This window comes from Shewanella sp. Sh95, assembly GCF_001308045.1.
In the GTDB taxonomy this organism is placed as follows: Bacteria; Pseudomonadota; Gammaproteobacteria; order Enterobacterales; family Shewanellaceae; genus Shewanella; species Shewanella xiamenensis.
Window position 1 is genome coordinate 1 of record NZ_LGYY01000257.1, and the last position, 3,537, is coordinate 3,537.

A 3,537-nucleotide genomic window follows, 5' to 3' on the forward strand; every position below is an offset into this window, starting at 1 on the left:
CGGTCAACTGCTGATAATTCATGGTAGTACTGCTTGTTTCTTTGGCGAGAAGAGCGTACCACTTTTAGCAGTTGGCTTCCTCTTCTACACCTTTCCATGAATGTCGCACTTATTATCTGAAATCGGGGATTACTAAAAAAAGAATAAAGCATAGCTACCCCAAATATGAGCTAGATAACAGCTAAGCCCCAGCATAAAAATAGGAGCAATAAATTGAAATGTGGGTAATCAGATGCCGAGTGCGAGTAGCACTCGGCTTAAACTGGGAATTTAAGAGACAGGCGTACCGCGCGGGATAAATAATCAAGTGTATTCAGCATTAACCAAGCTGACTTAAGTCTGAGTAATGAAAATGCATTTTTTAACACGGGCTACATCTCCATATAATTTTAAGATTAAATTAATCATCTAACAGAGTTAATGATTAATGACTAATAAACTGTCCATACCATAGGCCAACTAAAAAAATAAAGCAAGCCTGAAAATGATTGTCATATTAATAACAATATAATAACGGATAAATGGGTGAAACTTATTTTACTCAAAATACTTGTTCTTTAATTGTAGCTGTTAAATTTTAAAGCACTATGTATAAAAATGTTTAGACTTCTAGATGGCCGTCTGGTAGCTTGGGTGCAGTGCACAAATCTTGTGCGGTTTTAGTGTCTATTTTCGCAAAGTGCCCCCAATGTTTGTGTTGGCTTAGGCGCAATGGTTGGGAATTTTTCAGGGGAAGGAAGCAAAAATGAAACTTGAATCACTGGCGTTACACCACGGATATGAGTCTGAGGCAACGACTAAAGCTGCTGCGGTACCTATTTATCAAACGACGTCCTATACCTTCGATGATACCCAGCATGGTGCTGATTTATTTGACTTAAAAGTCGCTGGCAATATTTATACGCGGATTATGAACCCAACGACCAGCGTACTTGAGCAGCGTCTTGCCGCCATTGAAGGCGGGATCGGTGCGCTTGCTGTGGCGTCTGGCATGGCGGCTATTACCTATGCGATTCAAGCTCTAACTCAGGTTGGCGATAATATCGTCAGCACCAGCCAGCTCTATGGCGGTACTTACAATTTGTTTGCCCATACGCTTCCGCGCCAAGGAGTCGAAGTGCGGATGGCGGCCTTTGATGATTTTGAAGGACTTGAAGCTTTAATCGATGCCAAAACCAAGGCGTTATTTTGTGAGTCTATCGGTAACCCCGCCGGTAATATTGTCGACCTTAAACGTTTAGCCGAGATTGCCCATAAACACGGTGTGCCTTTAATTGTCGATAACACTGTCGCCACGCCAGTCCTATGTCGCCCGTTTGAGCATGGTGCCGATATCGTTATTCATTCCCTCACCAAATACATTGGCGGCCATGGTACAACCATCGGCGGTGTGATTATCGATTCGGGTAAATTCGATTGGGTGGCGAATAAAGAACGTTTTTCCTTGCTAAATCAGGCCGATCCTTCCTACCACGGCGTGGTCTACACCGAAGCCTTTGGCCCTGCGGCCTTTATCGGACGTTGCCGTGTGGTGCCGCTGCGTAATACGGGGGCGGCACTTTCACCCCACAGTGCATTCCTGTTGTTACAAGGACTTGAAACGCTGAGTCTGCGTATGGAACGTCACTGTGCTAATGCGCTCGCGTTAGCCGAGTATTTGATACTGCATCCTTCCGTTAGCTGGGTCAATTATGGTGCTTTGCCGAGCAGTCCTTACCGTGAGAATTGTGAAAAGATCTCTGGCGGTAAAGCCTCTGGGATCATTAGTTTCGGCATTAAAGCGGCAACGCCGGAGGAAGGTAAAATCGCGGGAGGTAAGTTTATTGATGCCCTGAAGATGGTTTTGCGCTTAGTGAACATTGGTGATGCGAAATCGTTAGCTTGTCATCCTGCCAGCACCACCCACAGACAGCTGGATGCGAATGAACTTGCTAGAGCTGGGGTGTCTGAAGATCTCATTCGTATTTCCGTCGGCATTGAACATATCGACGATATTATCGCCGATGTTTCGCAGGCGCTGGAAAAAGCTTTGATGTAAAGTTTGTCATATCATCGTATGTGTTTGAAAAAGGCCGCTAGCAGAAGCGGCCTTTTGCGTTTGAAGGATAAACGTCTCTTACTCATTTACTTGTTGTAGGCGGTTACGCGCTTTTTGATAGAAGTAAGATACGCTCAGTAAAATGACTCCAATTAACATAAAGGCGATCACTTTTTGCACCAGTTCGAAGGACGCCATATCGAGCAATAACACCTTGAGCGTGGCTAAGGTAAAGAGCCCTGCGGCGAGGCGGATCATGTCCGAATGTTGGGGTTTTAAGCTGATAAACATTAATACGCTGCCATGCACCACTAATAAAATCGCACTGAGCGGCGCGGCAATCATGGTATCAAATACATAACTCCAGGTGAGATAGCTGAGCGCAAGTAACCCATGCCAACCCCATTTCAACCATTGCAGCGGTAAGAAGCGTCGATGTAAACGGATAGCAACGCCGCGGCGTAATATCAGCGTGGCAAGCAATGCTAAGGCGGTAAATTCGCAGAGGATCAGTAACGCATTATTCAAATCTACTCTCAACGATATCTCAAAATGCAGCAGGATAGGCAGCAACGCTAAGCCAAGGCAAAGACCGTAGGCAAGACTGTAGCTTGAGCGCACTGCGGCTTGGATTTCACAGGCAATGTGACCGAATAAGCTGGTCTTTTCACCCGTATGGTTAGTCCCTCTTTGGAGTAATAGTGCAAAGTAGCCACTGAGCGCTAAAGCCGTCATCGACCAAGCCACCACATCAGTGCGATTTAATCCATAGACAAGTACAGCCAGCGGCAGTGCAAAGTAATAGGGACTCAGTTGCCATTGAAGGGTTAATAGTAGCCGCCACCTGTCGGGGAGAGTGCGATAACGAATGAGTACAAATCCCATAACAAGCATGCCAATCAGCAGCGCAATAAGCCCTTGCCAGATTTCAATCAGACATAAGCTCGCTGTGGTGAGTATGGCAAGCCAGGTCAGAATTTTAGTTTCAATCTCAAGGGCTTTGTGTCTAACCACATAGGCAAGTCCAAGGCTGAATAGGCCGCTAAACCAGAATGCGGCTGCGGTAAACTCCCAATAACTGCGGATGACTTTAGGTAATAAAAACAGTGGTAAAAGAAGATAACAGCCGATTTGTATCTGTTTAGCGGCCTGAGCGAATAAGGATTCTGGATAGTATCTACGATACCAATAATGACCCAACAATAGGGCGGCGAACAATTCAATCCGCGCGATTTGGGCCATCAGTGGTTGTGCACTAAAACTCATGCTGCCGGAGAGGGTAACGCCTTCGATTACAGCAAACAACAATGGTAGCAGCAATAGCCAGGCGGCAAACTCACTGACCACCAGTTTGTCTTTGCTACTTAAATATACCCGAATTCAACTGCGAAGTGCGACACTCGCCAATATCAAGCAGCCAATACCATTTCTTTAAAGACAATCGCTGGTTGCTTGAAATCTAAACACTTTTTCGGTCGATAATTTATCCGTGATAAAGC

1 protein-coding gene and 1 pseudogene are annotated in these 3,537 nt (G+C 45.5%); one reads left to right on the top strand and one right to left on the bottom strand.

The features are described 5' to 3' along the window. Window positions 1-745 precede the first annotated feature (745 nt). Entirely contained in the window at window positions 746-2,038 is a 1,293-nt protein-coding gene (locus AEA42_RS19050) for an aminotransferase class I/II-fold pyridoxal phosphate-dependent enzyme (protein WP_055648553.1), read from the top strand. A 78-nt stretch (window positions 2,039-2,116) separates the two neighbouring features. Here the strand turns inward: AEA42_RS19050 and AEA42_RS19055 are convergent. Then, window positions 2,117-3,445, bottom strand: a pseudogene (locus AEA42_RS19055) (DUF2339 domain-containing protein); the annotation flags it as partial. Window positions 3,446-3,537 lie beyond the last annotated feature (92 nt).